Origin of the sequence: Nocardia callitridis, assembly GCF_039543305.1 — a bacterium.
In the GTDB taxonomy this organism is placed as follows: domain Bacteria; phylum Actinomycetota; class Actinomycetes; order Mycobacteriales; family Mycobacteriaceae; genus Nocardia; species Nocardia callitridis.
Genome location: NZ_BAABJM010000004.1, coordinates 187,221 through 202,652, shown reverse-complemented (window position 1 = coordinate 202,652; position 15,432 = coordinate 187,221). Strand labels below are relative to the sequence as shown.

General features: G+C 65.4%; 17 protein-coding genes. 6 read left to right on the top strand and 11 right to left on the bottom strand.

Annotated elements, in window-relative coordinates:
- Positions 1-109: 109 nt before the first annotated feature.
- Both ABEA50_RS21275 and ABEA50_RS21270 read right to left on the bottom strand, forming a co-directional pair.
- Positions 110-715 (bottom strand): 2'-5' RNA ligase family protein, encoded by a 606-nt coding sequence (locus ABEA50_RS21275; RefSeq protein ID WP_345497351.1) that lies wholly within the window; start codon positions 713-715, stop codon positions 110-112.
- Between the two features lie 47 nt (positions 716-762).
- A complete protein-coding gene (locus ABEA50_RS21270) occupies positions 763-2,094 on the bottom strand; it encodes a helix-turn-helix domain-containing protein (RefSeq protein ID WP_345497350.1) in 1,332 nt (443 codons plus the stop codon).
- A gap of 214 nt (positions 2,095-2,308) precedes the next feature.
- Here ABEA50_RS21270 and ABEA50_RS21265 point away from each other — a divergent pair, with 214 nt between their 5' ends.
- The 4 genes from ABEA50_RS21265 to ABEA50_RS21250 all read left to right on the top strand — a co-directional run bounded on the left by ABEA50_RS21265 (position 2,309) and on the right by ABEA50_RS21250 (position 5,546).
- Positions 2,309-2,530, top strand: a complete 222-nt coding sequence (locus ABEA50_RS21265) for a hypothetical protein (RefSeq protein ID WP_345497349.1) — start codon at positions 2,309-2,311, stop codon at positions 2,528-2,530.
- 188 nt (positions 2,531-2,718) lie between these two features.
- Positions 2,719-2,925, top strand: coding sequence for a hypothetical protein (locus ABEA50_RS21260; RefSeq protein ID WP_345497348.1), 207 nt, complete (start codon positions 2,719-2,721; stop codon positions 2,923-2,925).
- A 278-nt stretch (positions 2,926-3,203) separates the two neighbouring features.
- Complete coding sequence (locus ABEA50_RS21255) at positions 3,204-4,325, top strand: S1C family serine protease (RefSeq protein ID WP_345497347.1); 1,122 nt, start codon at positions 3,204-3,206, stop codon at positions 4,323-4,325.
- Positions 4,326-4,703: 378 nt separating this feature from the next.
- Positions 4,704-5,546 (top strand): helix-turn-helix domain-containing protein, encoded by an 843-nt coding sequence (locus ABEA50_RS21250; protein WP_345497346.1) that lies wholly within the window; start codon positions 4,704-4,706, stop codon positions 5,544-5,546.
- Between the two features lie 71 nt (positions 5,547-5,617).
- On the opposite strand, the gene ABEA50_RS21245 is transcribed toward ABEA50_RS21250, so the two are convergent.
- Entirely contained in the window at positions 5,618-6,637 is a 1,020-nt protein-coding gene (locus ABEA50_RS21245; protein ID WP_345497345.1) for a phosphotransferase family protein, read from the bottom strand.
- A 137-nt stretch (positions 6,638-6,774) separates the two neighbouring features.
- Between ABEA50_RS21245 and ABEA50_RS21240 the strand changes: the two genes are divergently transcribed.
- On the top strand, positions 6,775-7,995 hold the full coding sequence (locus ABEA50_RS21240) for an acyl-CoA dehydrogenase family protein (protein WP_345497344.1): 1,221 nt from the start codon (positions 6,775-6,777) through the stop codon (positions 7,993-7,995).
- A gap of 25 nt (positions 7,996-8,020) precedes the next feature.
- On the opposite strand, the gene ABEA50_RS21235 is transcribed toward ABEA50_RS21240, so the two are convergent.
- The 6 genes from ABEA50_RS21235 to ABEA50_RS21210 are packed head-to-tail and all read right to left on the bottom strand — an operon-like array spanning position 8,021 to position 13,354.
- Positions 8,021-9,604: a fatty acyl-CoA synthetase gene (locus ABEA50_RS21235; RefSeq protein WP_345497343.1), complete on the bottom strand. Its 1,584-nt coding sequence runs from the start codon at positions 9,602-9,604 to the stop codon at positions 8,021-8,023.
- Between the two features lie 12 nt (positions 9,605-9,616).
- Positions 9,617-10,114 (bottom strand): flavin reductase family protein, encoded by a 498-nt coding sequence (locus ABEA50_RS21230; RefSeq protein ID WP_345497342.1) that lies wholly within the window; start codon positions 10,112-10,114, stop codon positions 9,617-9,619.
- Between the two features lie 14 nt (positions 10,115-10,128).
- Positions 10,129-10,794: a 3,4-dihydroxy-2-butanone-4-phosphate synthase gene (locus tag ABEA50_RS21225; protein WP_345497341.1), complete on the bottom strand. Its 666-nt coding sequence runs from the start codon at positions 10,792-10,794 to the stop codon at positions 10,129-10,131.
- 32 nt (positions 10,795-10,826) lie between these two features.
- Positions 10,827-11,222, bottom strand: a complete 396-nt coding sequence (locus ABEA50_RS21220) for a nuclear transport factor 2 family protein (RefSeq protein WP_345497340.1) — start codon at positions 11,220-11,222, stop codon at positions 10,827-10,829.
- Between the two features lie 45 nt (positions 11,223-11,267).
- The gene (locus ABEA50_RS21215; protein ID WP_345497339.1) at positions 11,268-12,104 is read right to left on the bottom strand and encodes a mycofactocin-coupled SDR family oxidoreductase; all 837 of its coding nucleotides are present in this window, start codon (positions 12,102-12,104) and stop codon (positions 11,268-11,270) included.
- A 59-nt stretch (positions 12,105-12,163) separates the two neighbouring features.
- A complete protein-coding gene (locus tag ABEA50_RS21210) occupies positions 12,164-13,354 on the bottom strand; it encodes an acyl-CoA dehydrogenase family protein (RefSeq protein WP_345497338.1) in 1,191 nt (396 codons plus the stop codon).
- A 357-nt stretch (positions 13,355-13,711) separates the two neighbouring features.
- Between ABEA50_RS21210 and ABEA50_RS21205 the strand changes: the two genes are divergently transcribed.
- Positions 13,712-14,500 (top strand): response regulator transcription factor, encoded by a 789-nt coding sequence (locus ABEA50_RS21205; protein WP_345497337.1) that lies wholly within the window; start codon positions 13,712-13,714, stop codon positions 14,498-14,500.
- Here ABEA50_RS21205 and ABEA50_RS21200 read toward each other — a convergent pair.
- Both ABEA50_RS21200 and ABEA50_RS21195 read right to left on the bottom strand, forming a co-directional pair.
- Positions 14,479-14,841 (bottom strand): hypothetical protein, encoded by a 363-nt coding sequence (locus ABEA50_RS21200; RefSeq protein WP_345497336.1) that lies wholly within the window; start codon positions 14,839-14,841, stop codon positions 14,479-14,481. The genes ABEA50_RS21205 and ABEA50_RS21200 overlap by 22 nt on opposite strands.
- A 178-nt stretch (positions 14,842-15,019) precedes the next feature.
- Positions 15,020-15,430 carry an SRPBCC family protein gene (locus tag ABEA50_RS21195; protein WP_345497335.1) on the bottom strand — a complete coding sequence of 137 codons (411 nt, stop codon included), beginning with the start codon at positions 15,428-15,430 and terminating at the stop codon, positions 15,020-15,022.
- Positions 15,431-15,432: the final 2 nt, after the last annotated feature.

Sequence of the window (15,432 nt, the reverse complement as noted above, 5' to 3'; positions counted from 1 at the left end):
ATCACCTACAGCGATCGGGGCCAGGAAGTACGCGGCGCGATCGCCCGCGAGCACGGGGCGTGACTGCGCACCGCACCTAACGGGTGTTGTCGTAGGTACAAACGAGGTATCAGCCAGCCAGCGGAACCCTCGCGATCACCTCCCACGCATACGAGCGCTGCCGCCGTTCGAGCAGGACCATCGTTGCCTCCCGGACGGTTACCCTGGCCGCACCAACCTTTCCGTTGACCTGGCCCATCTTCTCCACTACCCGGTCCCCCGCGATATCGTCGACGTTCGCGTAGGCGATCGAAATGTGCGGGTTCGTATCGCCGCGTTTGACCGAAGCAGCGGGGAACGCGTGAAGGGTGGCTCCTCGTAGGGCATCACGGAGCTGCCGAACCCGCTGGGCCGGTGTCACATCGAACGCGACTGCGCTGCGAAAGCAGTTCAGGTGATCGACCGTGATCTGAAACGGTTCGAACTCTCGACACACCTCGGTGGCGGATCGTTCGATGGATTCGAGATCAGCGCCAACACTTGTCGGGTCATTGCTTATTCGGTCCAACGTGAGGTGCAGGCTCGCCAGAGGCGCCGCGTCATAATAGGGGTAGTCGATCGCTTCCTGGGAACCGCTGACCAACGTGTTCAGTTCTGGTGAGGTTTCGAACGTCAGAAACCAGTAGTAGCCCAAGGGGCCTTCTGGTCGCGTCCAGTGATCTTTGAGCCGCAACATACTCCGACATCCTTACTCGTGTGGTTGCGCCGTAGTAGTGGACGAGACTACTCGAGGCAATCAAGCGCTTCCCGAACCTCGCGCAGCCGCGGCAACTTCCCCCATCGGTCCGTGGCATCCTGCACGAACTCGGCGGCTCGATGCCGCAGCGGGATCATTGCTTTGCCCGACGAACTGCCTAGCGCATCGATCATCAGACTGGACGCGTACTCCACATCCGGCTGCTTGGACTGAATGTGGGAACGCGCGAGATCAACGGTGACGAGCGACCGACCCCACGGTGAGTTGGAACTATTCATTTCCAACAACGCAGACCGTGCGTACTCTTCCGCCTTGTCCGGCATCGACAGCGACACATAAGCGGTGGCGGCATTTCCGGCAACTTGGGCGACACTGTAGCAATCGAGTGAAATACTCGATGGGACCCCTTGGGGGACAGCACCTTTACTCAATGCCTCGTACGCATCGTCCACTGCGAGACGCACTCCATTCGAATCACCCAGCTTTCCATATGCGCGTGCTACACCATTCACCAAGAGTCTGACACGTTGTGAACCATCCCCAGCGTATGAAAGCCCGTCCAGAGCATAATTCAGTGCCTCGTCATACCTTCCCGAGTAGTATTCACAGAAGCTCTGCAGCCCACGAGCCCACGCTTGCAGATTGGCATCGTCAATCACGCCACTCAGCTGGAATGACTCTGCGCAATAGGCCCGCCCCAACGGGAAATCACCGATTCCGACGGTGATGAACCCGAGCAATCCGGAGGTCTGCGCGGCTACGTCGAACAACTGCCTCCGCTGGCGCTCAGGCGCCGATTCTTGCAACAGATCGTCGATCCACATGCGCTGCCGCACAAGCCCATCGACCAGGCTTGCGCTATCGAGCGTCTCGTACTGCTCGATGGTCCGAAGCGTGTTGACCCGCAGATGTTCGACTACGCCGGGGTGGACCGATCTACTCCACTTGTGGATGCGACCGAGGACATCCGCCAATCCCTCCGGCGCATTACCGTTCTCACGCGATTCTGTGGGCTCCGTGACGAAGTGAGCATGTTCCGCGACGGGCGGCACGAACGATGAACCCTGCTCCCTCGGGGGCTCGTGTTTCGCCTGTCGAATGCCTTTCGCGCGAGCACGGATCGCCAAGAGCGCACCCTGAGCATGGAGCGCGGTATCAAGCGCGGCCGTCACTTCCTGCGAGGGAAGGGCCGCGTCTTGCCATTCGGTCATGGATACGTACTGGCGGGAGTAGCCGATCTTCGCCGCGAGCCGACGTTGACTCAGTCCAGCAGCGAGTCTGAGCCGCCTGATCTCACGCGCCAACTCATCGGCGATGTCGACAGCTTGCCCGTTTGGTTCGGTCGTCGGATTGGTCATCGATGCCCCCTGGTCATACGTCAATTGTTACCCGATGCGCGGCTGTGGCAAGTGCCGTTGACCGTGACTTGCCACCTTCCATGTCCAGGAGTGGCGACGGTTTGCTCGATGCATTGGAGACGCCGAAGCTCTCCGCAGGTTCTAGGGCATGCCACGAACCCGGAACGTGGCGTTAATCCAAACCACCGCTCACACAACACCTTCGAGGTCTCCGATGACAGAGATCACCATCACCGATCGACTCGACACGGCGCCGTCGTGGGAGCGGTGCGTGCACCACAGCGCACCCGCGAACCCGTACACGGTGGAGCAGGCGCATCGGGTGATGCGTCAGTACATCGCATGTCAACGTGGCGACTGCGCACGCAAGCAGGTCGCGTGGGATGTGCTGGTCGAGGCAGGCCGCATTGTCCCGGATGCGGGGCGGCAGCGGTGACCGCCCCGGACGCGCGGACAGTCAGCACCAATGCCGAATCCGAGGTCGAAGCAACGCTTTTCGGGGCGGCACCCACTGATATCGCGATGTTGCAACGGGTCGCCGACGGACTCCGTGTCCTCGGCTCCGAACCACCCCGGCGATCGTGGATGCGCGGAGGGTTCATTCACCCGCCGCAAGTTGATGCGATGACCACGCTCGATGACGAAGTGTTGGGCTACCTAAAAAGCCATGTCGACGGCCAGTGGTTCGTTGTCGCGCAAGACGGTTTCGTCTACGACATCGAGTTCTTGCACGACATGATGCGGGAATCCGATGAGGACGCGTTCCGCGGCGAATCGATCAGAGACGCCCGAGCGCCGGAGGTGGACGACACCGAAGACCCAGCTCGATGAGGCGAACTCCCGGCACCCGAAGCGGTTGCGCATGCCGCATCCTCAGGTTGCGGCATGCGTGTTCTGCGCGGAATCTCAGGATCGGGGGCGATGCTGGCGCGATGAGTGAAGATTGGTCAGGGGTCGGACAGCCTCTTCCCTCGTGGCAGCCCACCCAGCCGCCACCGCCGCACGGGAACGCTTGGGGTGCAACGAATCTCCCTCCGCAGCAGGGATTACCGCCGCAGGGTCCGCCGCCGCTGGTGGAAGCGCCACCATCCGCGCCGCGACGTGGGCGAGTGTCCGCGCCGATTGTCGTCACGGCGGTGATCGCCGGGTTGATCGGTGGTGGTGTCGGGGTCGGCGGCAGTGCTCTTCTGCTGAACCAGCATTCGTCGCCCCCGGCGCTCACGACGCAAACCTCACCGAACGAAGTGGACGAGAAGCCAGGTTCGGTCACCTACGCCGCGCAGACGGCGATGAAATCGACCGTCGACATCAAAGTCGCCGATCAGCAAGGCGTGATGGCGGGCAGCGGAATTGTGTTGTCCCAGGACGGTTACGTGCTGACCAACCATCACGTTGTGTCCAGTGCGCTCGGCGGAGGAAAGATCAGTGTCGAACTACCGGGCGGTGATACCGAATCCGCGACGATCACCGGAACGTCGCCTTCCTATGACCTCGCGGTGATCAAGGTCGACGGCGTCACCGATCTCACCCCGGCCGTACTCGGCGAGTCCTCTAGCTTGAAGGTGGGCCAGCAGGTCGCCGCGGTCGGCAGTCCTGAAGAGTTGTCCAATACCGTGACCGCGGGAATCGTGAGCGCGCTCAGCCGAACCGTCACGGCCGCCGACGAATCGGGCGGGCAGGCCCTCGTTTACAACGGCCTGCAAACCGATGCGCCGATCAATCCGGGCAACTCCGGTGGTCCACTGGTGAATCTGAACGGTCAAGTGGTGGCGGTGAATTCGGCCGCCGAGACCGGACAGAGCGCCGAGGGCGGGGTCCAATCCTTCGGATTGGGTTTCTCGATTCCCATCGACACTGCCAAGCGCGTCGCCGATCAGCTCCTGCACGACCACACCGCCACCAAACCGGTGCTCGGAGTCAGCGGCACCCTCACCGACCCGCATCAGCCGACCGCAGGCGCGGCGGTCGCCGACGTCCAACCCGACGGTCCCGCGGATAAAGGTGGACTCAGGGCAGGCGACACCGTCACGCATATCGGCCAAGTACCGGTGAATTCCTATGCCGACCTCATGGCGCAGACCCTCACCCATGTCCCTGGCGACAAGGTCGACCTGACGGTCGCACAACCCAACGGCACCACCCACACCGTCACTGTGACACTGGGTTCCGCGCCTGACACACAACAAACAACCATCAAGCCGAGCCCGTTCGGCCGCTTCGGCGGCCACTGATCCCGCAGACCGCCTTCGGGTGGTGCGGGTCGACCCACCCCGTCGACCCACCCCGTCGAACCGCACCACCTGAATTCACCGCGCGACGGCCTGACCGATCTCGGCCTTCTCCAACCAGCGCGTCACGACCGAGTTCCTGCAATGCGGCGGCGACACCGACCGCATCCTTGCTCACCTGCTGACCTGCCCGGACGATGAACCGATCAGCTGCTGTCCCTACCTGCGTGAGCATGCGGACGACTACGTCGACAACGCCTTGGCGCGCAGCGGCGAGTTCTGAACAAGACCCGAGCGTTTGCACGGTTCCAGTGAACCGCTCGGTAGAGTGGCACCGAAGCGATGCCGGTGGTGGTCGTCGGACCGAGGAAGGAGCACGGGGTGGTTGGGCGGCGACTGGATACCGAAGACGACGATCGTGCGCTGCTGGGGCAGCGCTTGCGCGAGGCGCGAGTGCGGCGCGGGCTGACGATTCGCGATGTCGCACCGACGGTGGGGGTCAGTGTCGGGACGTGGAGCGGCATCGAGAACGGGCGGGCGCGGGTCACCGAGGAGCGGCTCGAGGCCGCCGCCAAGGTCTTCGGGGTCGAGGTCGCGCAGCTGCGGACCGGCACCGGGCGAGCCGCCGAGGAAGACTGGCGTCACTTCGCGCCATTGCGGCTGGCGCCACCGCTGGCGGGCGCGTTGGAGGCGTTCGTCGAACTCGGCTATCACGGCGCCACCATCCGCGACGTGGCCGAACGCGCGGGTCTTTCGGTCGCCGGGGTGTATCACCACTGGCCGACCAAACAGCATCTGCTGGTCGCGTTGCTCGATGTGACGATGGACGACCTGCACTGGCGCTGCCGTGCCGCGCGTGCCGAAGGCGATGGTCCGGTGGCGCGCCTGGAACTGCTGGTCGAATGCCTCGCCCTGTTCCACACGCATCGGCGCGCGCTCGGATTCATCGGTGCGAGCGAGATGCGCAGCTTGGACGAGCCGCACCGCACCAGGATCGCGACGGCGCGCCGGGAGATTCAGCACATGGTGGACGACGAGGTCGTCGAGGGTTGTCGGCGCGGACTGCTGGCGACGCCGATTCCACGGGAGGCTGCCCGCGCGGTGGTCACACTCTGTACCGCGTTGCCGCAGTGGTGGTCACCGACGGGCGGCCTGTCCCCCGAGGCGACCGCTGATCAGTACACCGATTTCGCGCTCGCTATCGTCGGAGCGCCCTCGACGTGATCATCGACAGACGATTTCCCGCACCGGCCGACCACACTGGTCGGGAAATCGCCTGTCGCACAGCATCTTTACTAGGCGACGAGTGCCGCATGCCCACGCTCGACCAGCGCGGGCACCATGACGCCGAGCCCTTCGAAGCCCGCACCGACAGTCAGTCCCTGTTGGGAGCGGTAGTGGATTCCCTCGAAGATGGCCGCGATCTTGTAGTAGGCGAACCCGAGATACCAGGACAGGTCGGCCGGTTCTCGACCGACGCGTTCGAAGTACCGCTCGATCAGCACGTCGCTGTCGGGAAAGCCGGGTACGTCGCCGGGTACCGCCGCGACGGGACTGTTCAGGCCGCGAATCCCGTCCCACCACAACGCCATCGACGCGACATCGGTGAGCGGATCACCCAGGGTCGCCATCTCCCAGTCGAGTACGCCGACGATGCGACCGCTGGCCGGGTCGACCATCACATTGTCCAGCCGGTAGTCGCCGTGCACGATCGCCGGTGGCTGCTGGATCGGCAGCTCACGCGCGAGCCGTTCCCCGAGCGCGCTGAGTTCGGGCAGGTCACGACTGTGCGAGGCCAGCAGTTGGCGCTGCCACCTGCGCACCTGTCGTTCCAGGAAACCCTGCGGCCTGCCCAGCTCGCCGAGGCCGACCGCGGCGGGGTCGAGCAGGTGCAGCCGCGCGAGGGTGTCTGCGAGGTTGTGCGCGAGGTCGCGTGGCGAGGTACCGAAATCGTCGAGGTCGCCGCGCTCGCGCAGGACCGTGCCCTCGGTGAAGTCCATGACGTAGAACGGGGCGCCCAGGGGTTCCGGACCGGCGATCACCCGGGGGCGCGGCACCGGAACGTCGGTGTCGGCCAATGCCTCGAGCACACGGTATTCGCGCGACATGTCGTGCGCGGTTTCCAGCACGTGGCCCAGCGGCGGGCGGCGCAGCACCCATTTCCGGCGCCCGTCGGTGACGAGGTAGGTGAGATTGGAGCGTCCACCGGAGATCAGCGTGACCGCCAATCGACCGTCGAACATTCCGGGTCGGTGCGCGCGCAGGAAAGTTTCCAGCGCGTCGATCTCGATTCCAGGTGGGCCGTTCCGCGTCATCGTATTCTCCAAAACCCGAACGCTCGAATGGTTACATTGAACAGAACAGCAACCTAATATGCCACTATAAGCGCCGTCAACAGCACATAGTCTAGACTCATACCGATCAAACGCTCGGCCAAGTTCAGGAGAGGTTCATGTCCGATTACGAGCTGCCACCCCCCAGCAAGCGCGCACGCGACCTGCGTGAGCGTATGGCCCGTTTCCTGCGCGAGGACGTGCTCCCCGCCGAGGCGGAATACGAGCGGTATCGCCGCGAAGCGGGTCCCGACGACCACGTCCTGCCGCCGGTCGTCGAGGAACTCAAGAAGCAGGCGCGCTCCGAGGGCCTCTGGAATCTGTTCCTGCCCGCCGAGTCCGGCCTCACCCAGCTCGAGTACGCGCCGATCGCCGAATTGTCCGGCTGGAGCCTCGATCTCGCCCCCGAAGCCATCAACTGTCAGGCACCCGACAGCGGCAATATGGAGCTGCTGCATCTGCTGGGCACCGAGCAGCAGACCCGAGAGTGGTTGCGGCCCTTGCTCGCCGGGGAGATCCGCTCGGGCTTCGCGATGACCGAACCGGAGGTCGCCAGCAGCGACGCGACGAATATCGCCACCAGGATCACCAAGGACGGCGGCGACTACGTGATCAACGGCCGCAAGTGGTGGACCAGCGGTGCGATGGACCCGCGCTGCGCGTTCTTCATCGTGATGGGCAAGACCGACCCCACCGCGGCGACCCACCGCCAGCAGACGATGGTGCTCGTCCCCCGCGACACCCCCGGCGTCACCGTCGTGCGCGACTATCCGGTCTTCGGCCACCACGATCAGCACGGCCATGCCGAAGTCCAGTTCACCGACGTGCGCGTCCCGGTGCAGAACGTGATCGGCGAGGAGGGTGGCGGGTTCGCCGCGGCGCAGGCCAGGCTCGGCCCCGGCCGAATCCACCACTGCATGCGCGCCATCGGCGCGGCCGAACGCGCACTGGCCATGCTGGTGGCGCGCGCGAAGAGCCGCACGGCCTTCGGTTCCCCGTTGTCCGACAAAGGCGTTGTGCGCCAACAGATCGCGGAATCACGGGTGGAGCTTGAACAGGCCAGGCTGCTGTGCCACCACACCAGCCACGTGATCGACGTGCGTGGCAACAAGGCGGCGAAGGATCTGGTCGCCATGGCGAAGGTCGTCGTGCCGCGCACCGCGGCCACGATCATCGATCGGGCCATTCAGGTGCACGGCGGCGCGGGGATCTCCGATGCCACACCGCTTGCGGCGATGTATGGCTGGCACCGCGCGATGCGGTTGTTCGACGGGCCCGACGAGGTGCACATCGAGGCGATCGCCAAGGCCGAACTGCGCCGCGAATCACCGCTGCCCTGACGTGATCGGCGGCCTCGGGGATTCGTTATGCCGAATCCCCGAGGCGCACATGGTTTTCCCGCAGCGTCCGCTTGAGCACCTTGCCGCTCGGGTTCTTGGGTAATTCCTCCGCGAAGACGATGGATTTCGGAATCTTGTACGGCGCCAGCTTCTTCCGGCAGTGCGCGACGATATCCTCCACGCTCACCGACGCGTCACGCACCACCACCGTGGCCGCGACCGCCTCGATCCAACGACTGTCCGCGATCCCGTACACGGCGGCCTCGACCACCGCGTCGATCTCGTAGAGCACCTCCTCGACCTCGCGGGTCGCGACGTTCTCGCCACCGGACTTCACCATGTCCTTCTTGCGGTCGACCACCCAGAGATAGCCGTCCTCGTCGAAGTAGCCGAGGTCACCGGAGTGAAACCAGCCGCCCGCGAACGCTTCCTCGGTCTTTTCGGGCTGGTTCAGGTACCCCAGGGTCACCTGCGGGCTGCGGTGCACGATCTCGCCGACCGATCCGGTCGCCACCACGCGATTGTCGTCGTCCATGATCGCGGTCTGCACGTTCAACGCGGGACGACCGGCCGAACCGGGCCTGCGATCCTGTTCCGACGGCGGCAAAGCCGTGGCCAGCGAGCCCATTTCGGTTTGGCCGTAGAAATTCCACAGTCGCAGATTCGGGAACTTCTCGCGCAGATCGTGCAGTACCTCGATGGGTAGGGCCGCCGCGCCGTAATAACCTTTGCGCAAGCTCGGCAGCGCCCGGTTCTGCTCCGACAGTCGGTCAAGTAGCGCGATCCAGACCGTGGGCGGGCAGAACAGGTTGGTGGCGCCGTGCCGTTCGACGGCGTCGAGGATCGCCGAGGGGTCGGGCCGGTCGAGCACAATACTGGTCGCACCGAGGTAGATATCGGTGATGAGAAAGTTGTCCAGCTGCGCGCAGTGGTAGAGCGGCAGCGCGTGCACCTCGATATCGTCGGCCGCCATCCCGCCGGAGACGACGCAACTCAGGTACTGCCACATCAAGGTTCGGCTCGAGTGCAACACACCTTTGGGACGGGATTCGGTCCCCGAGGTGTACATGATTCTGATCGGCGCGTCGTCGTCGACCGCGATTTCCGGTGCGGCGGCGGTGCCGGTCTCGACCATGGCTCGCTCGAAATCGGTCCAGCCCCTCGGTGTCGCCACGGCTGACTCGGCCAACGAAATCGCGAGCCGTACCGACACTTTCGCCGATGCCGCCGAAATGGCCTGCTGCGCTGTCGAACACAACGCGTCCTCCGCGATGAAGGCGCTCGGGCGGCAGTCGTCGAGCAGGTAGGCGATCTCACCGGAGGTGAGCATGAAGTTGATCGGCACCGCGACCACGCCGATCCTGGCGGCGCCGAAGATCACCACGGGGTACTGCCAGCAATTGTGCGACAGGATCGCCAGGCGATCGCCGGGGCGCAGTCCCGCCTGCCACAGCCAGTTCGCGGCCGCGTCGATCTTGCGATCGAGCTCGGCGAAGGTGAGCACGGTCGCGCGGTGGATCAGCGCGGTGCGGTCGGGAAACCTGGCCGCGCTGCGCCGAGGGATATCGCCGAGTGCGTGCGATCGCGCCGCGCCGACAACTTCGTTCATCGTGTTTCCTGCTCAGTCGAGGTGTGGGAGGTGGGTGCCGAACTGGCGGCGGTGGTAGGTCAAGGGGGCGGCCTCGGTGACGGTCGCGACATCGCGGACCTCACCGATCAGGATCCGGTGGTCGCCGCCGGGCGCCGTGTCGGCGAGGGTGCAGCGCAACCAGACGGCGGCACCCGACAGCCTCGGCACGCCACCGGCGACCTCCCACGGCAGGTCGGCGAATTTCTCCCGCCCCTTCTTCGCCAAACGCGACGCCACAGCGTGTTGGTCGGCCGCGAGCACGTTGACCCCGAATGTTCGGTTGGCGTTGATCAATCCGAGGCAGTCCGAGGTGTCGGCCAGCGCTACCGCCACCAACAGCGGTTCCAGCGACAGCGACATGACCGCGCTCACGGTGGTGCCGTGCGGGCGTGCCCCGTCCATCGCGGTGACCACGGCGACCGGCGCGCACAGATGCGCCATCGCTTCGCGGAAGCCGGTTTCGAGTGGTGTCCTGGTGGTTTCGGTCATGAGCGGGGAACCTTCTAGCAGAACGGGGGCGGCACCAGCAGCCCGGTAGCGGTGCGGCGTGGGGAGATATCGCCCACGGCGGCAAGGATTTCGGAGCAGCGGATGACCGCGAGAGCGGGGCCCTCGACCCGATCCAGCAGGCCGGAGCCGCCTCGGTCGAGGCTCGCGCAGAACGCGAGCGAGCGATGTTCGCACAGGGTGGCGAGCGCGCCGTGCAGGTTCGGCCGCGTCACCGCCACCCCCAATGGTTCGGCCAGTACCGGAATGACATGTCCCGGCCGATTCAGGTGTCGCGCCGTGGTGTCGGGATCGGCGAGCACGGCCAAGGTCCGCGTGCGATCGTGTGCGGAGATGCCGGTGGTGGTGCCCGCCACGGCGTCCACCGCCACCCGCATCGACCCCACATATCGGTCGTCGGCATCCGCACACCAGGTGACCGGTGGGAGATCCAGTCGCCGACAGGTCTCGGAATCGACGGTGGCGCAGAGGAACCCGGACCCGTACCGGACCATGGTCGCGATCGCCGAAGCCGACCCGACCCCCGCGAGGGTGACCAGGTCGCAGCCGGTGTCGAGCACGTCGTCCAGCACGAGCGCGACCTGTCCGAGCCGCAATGCCGTGATCGCCTCCGGCAGTGTCGTCGCCAGGGGATCCCGGCGGGTGGTGGTCCGGGTAGTCATCTGCTTCAACCTCGATTCTCCGATGGGTTCGCTCAGACGGTCAGGCCGGTGGTGGCCCAGAACCGTTCGAACGACGACGGCACGATGTCGGTGCCGTGGGTGACCTTGCCGTCGATGAAGCGGTGGGTCATCACCATCGTGATGTCCAGCTCCTTGTCGCCGAGGCGCCGGTAGACGCGCACATTCGCGACGACGATCTCATCGCTGACGATCTGCACGTCGGTGACCTCGTTCTTGGATTCGTCGAGCTTGGCGAGCACACCGAACGCCTCGAGGAATTCGGACTTGCTGTAGAGGCGCTGGGTGCCGGTCAAGGTGAACCCGGCCCACGTCATGTCGTCGTGGTAGAGGGCGACCAGCGGTCCGGCGTCACCGGTGTCGGCGGCCGCGAAGGCGGCGCGCAAGGCTTCCGCGTTTTTCTGAGTCATGTTCTGCTCCTATGTTTTTCGATCTTATCGGTGCCTCGGTTCGTGCTATACCTTCGACAGCGCGCCCGCGTCGACAGGGAGCGCGATCCCGGTGACGTAGCGGGAGGCGTCCGAGGCCAGCCACACCACGGCGTTGGAGACGTCGACCGGCTCCAGCCACGGGATCGGCAGCACGTTCATGCCCGCCTGGCATGCCTCGCGGAAGTCCTCGTGTGTCGGCTTATCCAGGTCGGGCCGAAACAGCCGGTACATGGCTTCGTGGTCGATCATGTCGGTGAGCACCGAGGTGGGATGCACCGAGTTACACCGGATTCGGTGCTGCCCCAGCTCATTCGACGCGGTACGGGCCAGGCCGGTGACGCCGTGCTTGGCGGCGACGTAATGCGCGAAATTCGGGAAACCCTGCAATCCGCCGGTGGAGCTGACCAAGATCAGCGAGCCACCCTCACCCTGTGCGATCAGGTGCCCCACCGTGGCGCGCAACGTCTTCCATACGCCGGAGAGATTGATGTCGATCATCTCGTCCCACTGCGCCTCGGTGAGCTCGTGCAGCGGTGCCGAGGAGAACACCCCGGCATTGGCGACCACGGTGTCGAGCCGACCGAACGCCGAAATACCGTCGGCGACAATACCTTCGAGCGACTTCAGATCACGCACGTCACCGACGGCGGTATGGATCCGCCCACCGGCCTTTTCGACCGCGCGTGCGGTCTCGTCGAGATCCTCGACCGTGCTTCCCTTGTATTCGGTCGTCGCGGCGTCGGCACAGAGGTCGAGCGCGATGATGTTCGCGCCTTCCTCGGCAAGCCGGACCGCGTGCGAGCGTCCTTGTCCGCGTGCGGCTCCCGTGACCAGGGCGACTTTGCCCGTCAACTGACCCATGATGATGTCCTTTCCGGTCCCGCGCTCGGCGCGAGGCAGGTCGTGCTCGAAAGAGAAGTTCAGCGGCGGTAGGCGGGCACGATGTCGGCGGCGGCCTCGACGAGGGTCATCCTGTCGATGAGCGCGTGCTGCGTCGCCACCGCGGCGTCGCGCAGGCACCGGCCGAGCGCGCTGGGATTACGCACCGTCGCACTGCCCGCCCAGCGATGGGCGAAGGTGACCACCTCACCCGCGACCTCCTGTGCCCACGTGGCGGTTTGACGCAACCGCGCACGCTGTTCGGCGCTGATCTCGCCACCGGCCGCCGCCGTGGCCTCCGCGTCACCGAAGGCCTCGTAGACGTAGGCGCGCGCCGCACGGTAGAGCGCCTCGTGCCGCGCGAAGTCGAGCCGGAACAGTTCCGAATCGCCGACAACGGTCGAATAGCCGGGCCGCACTTTGTTTTCCACGATTCCGGCGATCTCCTGTAAGGCCCGCTGCGCCAGCCCGAGCGCGACCGGCGCGTGGCCGCCGACACCGATGCCGAGCAGCCCGAGTTCATACACCGATTCGGGACGCGTCGGCACGGTGGAGAAGGTCTCCATGGTGAAACGGTCCGGGATGAAGCGGTCCTCGACCCGGTAGTCGTAGGAGCCGGTGCCGACCATGCCCATCACATCCCAGTTGCCGAGGAACTCGACCTCCGCGCGCGGGAGGAAGCCGATCCGGCAATCGGGCGTTCCCTCGGCGTCGACGATCGGATTCCCCGCGTCGTCGTGCACCACGAACCCGGCACCGATCCAGGAGGCGTGCGCCGAGCCGCTCGCGAACTGGAACCGGCCGGTGACCCGGTAACCACCGTCCACTCGTACGGCCGAGCCGGTGGGCACGATCATGCCCGCGGTGATCCCCCGCTCCGGTGGCGCGAAGATCTCCCGCGCCCCGTCCTGGTTCATGAAGCCGACGGCGACACCCATGCTGCACGCGTTGGCCATGAAGGCCCACCCGGTGGAACCGTCGGCGCGCGAGATCTCCTGCACGATCTTGAACGCGCTGACGATGTCGAGTCCCGCGCCGCCGTACTCCTCGGGGACCAGGATCCAGAACAGTCCGGCGTCCGCGATGGCCTTGAAGGCGGTGTCGGTGATCGTCGCCGCCTGCTCGATAGCGTTCGCCTCTGTCTCGATCACCGTCGCCGCCTGCGCGGCGCGGGCAATATATTCGGCACCGCGCCCGGTACGGGCGTTGTGCGGTTCAGCGGTAAGGGTCATGTTCGTGTCCTTCCGATCGCGCCCGCGGCATTGCGGGCTATGACACGAGTCACAGTGACGGAGAGGAGGTCGCGCGGACATCGGGACGACTACGTGGTCCGCTACGTGGTCGGTGATCCGGGTACCGCACACGTAGCGCGCCCACCGGACGCGCACCCTCCGACGACGGTACGGAAATATCGAAAGCCGCTCGCTCGTCGCCGAATCCGTTCTTCGCACATTGCGCCGCGCAGCTGCCTGGAAATAATGCGTGCGCACCTTTTCGGCCTCGACCGAATCCACAGGGGATATACTCCGAAGTGGTGGCAGGATCGTCGGCGAGCGATGTTTCCCTGGTCCCCCGACGAGGTGGTGATCATGACCGTGCGTACGTGGCACGAACTTTCCCGAAAGAAACTCCTCGGCGTCATGTCCGTCCTGGAGTTCTGCGCCGAATCGCGCGGTGGGGAGAAATTCAAGCATTCGCTCGCGGAGCTGATCGCGATCCACTTCGGCGTCCGCGACGTCACCTTTTTCCACGGCGTCAACTATCCCGCCATCTTCGCCGACCCCGCGCCGGTACTCACGGGCGCCACCGAGCGATTGCTGCCCGTTTATCAGGAAACCTGGAGCGACAAAGACGTTTTCGCCATGCCCACGGCACGGCGATTGCTCACCCGCAACGGATTCGCCACGCTCGACGAACTCGCCAGGCTGCCGACCCCGCAGCGTTCCTACGTCGTGGACTACCTCAATCCGAACGACATCAACTCCGCGGCCGCGATCCACCTCACCCTCGCCGACGGGGAAGCACTGGTCGGGATGTTCGATCACATCCGCCCCTGGGACAGCGAGGATCTCGTCGCCGTCCGGCTGCTCGCGCGCCAATTGCGCGTGGCCGCGAGCACGGTCCACGCCGAAAGCGCGCCCGTCGACGACCCGCTCACGCGCCTGTCCGTACGCCAGATCGAGGTCGCCGAGCTGGTCAGCGATGGGCTCAACAATCACGAAATCGCCGAGGCACTGAACCTTTCGGAGCTCTCGATCAAGAAGTACGTCAGCCGCATCTTCGAGGCCACCGGGTACCGCAACCGCGCCGAACTCGCCGCGGCGGTACTGCGACGCCACCACATTCCCCGCCGCGATCATCGCCGCAGCGGCGAGTAGGCGACGACCACCAGCCCGGACGGTGCGGTGAGCACGACCCTCGTCTCGTGCGCGCCGAGCACCGGGGCGCCAGCCGCCCACCCCAGCTCCGCGGCGCGCACGATCACGCGGCCGAGATCCGGTGCCCGCGCGAGCAGACACCATGCGGGCAGCCGGGTCTCGTCTCCGACGGAGAGCTGATCGAAGGCCGCCCAGGATTTTTCATCGGTAAACCTCGGCAATCCGGCGACAGCTTCGATGTCCCGCGTGCGCTCCGACCATTCGGCGATATTATGCAGCACGGTGATTCGCTCGACGAGGTCGGTGAATCCAGCCGCTGAATCCGTGGAATTTTCCGTCATCGCTCTGCTTTTCCTTCGATAATTCCTATGAGCGCGCGCATTGCCGCCGCTGCGGGAGCTGCTATTCGCTGATGTTTGCATCAGCGAATATTCCGACAACCCCGCCACCTTCGCCGATTCCGCACCGATGTCACCGAGCGACCCGCGAGCCGCCGAAAGGCCGATCGTTGAGCGGGAACTACGCCCCGGCGAGCTTTGTCGCCAACTCCGTCAGCGCGTCCGAATAGATTCCGTCGATGGCCGTGCCGAGACCGGGTTCGTCGGCCTCGGATTCGGCGGAGAATTCCGCGGACCACACGACCTTCGATCCGTGTGCGGTGTCCGCCACACCGATCGTGGAACGGTAGACGCGCAAAGGCAGTGGGCCGTCGAGGTATTCGTAGGTGTAGCGGCGCTTCGCGTCGTCGTGCTCGACGATGCGCTCCCGTGCGGGATTGCCGTCGGTAAAGGTGACGTGCCGAATGTCTTCGACCATGTGCGACTCCCCGATCGCGGGGATCCAGTTCGCCACCGTCGCGGTGTCACCCACCCACGCCCACACGGTCGCGGCGGACTGCGGAAATTCTCGCTCGACATGAACCTTCGCCATGG

Bases quoted from the DNA above. Each gene is read 5' to 3' on its own strand.
- ABEA50_RS21210 (WP_345497338.1), bottom strand. From the start codon at position 13,354: ATGACCCTTACCGCTGAACCGCACAACGCCCGTACCGGGCGCGGTGCC.
- ABEA50_RS21200 (WP_345497336.1), bottom strand. From the start codon at position 14,841: ATGACGGAAAATTCCACGGATTCAGCGGCTGGATTCACCGACCTCGTC.
- ABEA50_RS21245 (WP_345497345.1), bottom strand. From the start codon at position 6,637: ATGACGCGGAACGGCCCACCTGGAATCGAGATCGACGCGCTGGAAACT.
- ABEA50_RS21265 (WP_345497349.1), top strand. From the start codon at position 2,309: ATGACAGAGATCACCATCACCGATCGACTCGACACGGCGCCGTCGTGG.
- ABEA50_RS21235 (WP_345497343.1), bottom strand. From the start codon at position 9,604: ATGAACGAAGTTGTCGGCGCGGCGCGATCGCACGCACTCGGCGATATC.
- ABEA50_RS21195 (WP_345497335.1), bottom strand. From the start codon at position 15,430: ATGGCGAAGGTTCATGTCGAGCGAGAATTTCCGCAGTCCGCCGCGACC.
- ABEA50_RS21215 (WP_345497339.1), bottom strand. From the start codon at position 12,104: ATGGGTCAGTTGACGGGCAAAGTCGCCCTGGTCACGGGAGCCGCACGC.
- ABEA50_RS21225 (WP_345497341.1), bottom strand. From the start codon at position 10,794: ATGACTACCCGGACCACCACCCGCCGGGATCCCCTGGCGACGACACTG.
- ABEA50_RS21220 (WP_345497340.1), bottom strand. From the start codon at position 11,222: ATGACTCAGAAAAACGCGGAAGCCTTGCGCGCCGCCTTCGCGGCCGCC.
- ABEA50_RS21240 (WP_345497344.1), top strand. From the start codon at position 6,775: ATGTCCGATTACGAGCTGCCACCCCCCAGCAAGCGCGCACGCGACCTG.
- ABEA50_RS21205 (WP_345497337.1), top strand. From the start codon at position 13,712: ATGACCGTGCGTACGTGGCACGAACTTTCCCGAAAGAAACTCCTCGGC.
- ABEA50_RS21275 (WP_345497351.1), bottom strand. From the start codon at position 715: ATGTTGCGGCTCAAAGATCACTGGACGCGACCAGAAGGCCCCTTGGGC.
- ABEA50_RS21230 (WP_345497342.1), bottom strand. From the start codon at position 10,114: ATGACCGAAACCACCAGGACACCACTCGAAACCGGCTTCCGCGAAGCG.
- ABEA50_RS21270 (WP_345497350.1), bottom strand. From the start codon at position 2,094: ATGACCAATCCGACGACCGAACCAAACGGGCAAGCTGTCGACATCGCC.
- ABEA50_RS21260 (WP_345497348.1), top strand. From the start codon at position 2,719: ATGACCACGCTCGATGACGAAGTGTTGGGCTACCTAAAAAGCCATGTC.